General features: G+C 68.2%; 1 protein-coding gene. It reads right to left on the bottom strand.

Annotation, left to right across the window (positions count from 1 at the left end; genetic code table 11):
- Positions 1 to 49 precede the first annotated feature (49 nt).
- A partial coding sequence (locus LPA54_RS37775; RefSeq protein WP_228984939.1) for an arginine deiminase family protein occupies positions 50 to 469 on the bottom strand: 420 nt, incomplete at its 5' end.

The raw sequence follows: 469 nt of genomic DNA on the forward strand, positions 1-469 counted from the left end.
GGAGCGGCCCAGCAGGTCGATGCTCACGGCGGTACCACGTGGTCGGGGGTCAGACGACAGGGTCGCGTTCGACTGTGCAGCACATGCAGCGGGGACCGCCACGGCCGCGGCCGTGTTCGGCACCGGCGATGGTGATCACTTCGATGCCCTGTTTGCGCAGGTTGGTGTTGGTGGTCACGTTGCGCTCGTAGCCGACGACGACGCCGGGGGCCACGGCGAGGAAGTTGCTGCCGTCGTCCCACTGTTCACGTTCGGCCGCGCGTACGTCCTGGGGTGCGGACAGCATGCGGACCTTGTCCAGGTCGAGGGCCTCGGCCAGGGCGGTGGCGAGATCGGACTCGGCGTTGACGTCGAAGCCGCAGTCACGATCCGTACTGGGCACCAAGGACCAGGAGCGCAGGGAGTCGGCCAGGCCCGGATAGACGGCGAAGGCGTCCCTGTCGACCATGGTCAGGACGGTGTCCAGGTG

The sequence above is a fragment of the Streptomyces sp. DH12 genome, from assembly GCF_020873895.1.
Classification (GTDB): Bacteria; Actinomycetota; Actinomycetes; order Streptomycetales; family Streptomycetaceae; genus Streptomyces.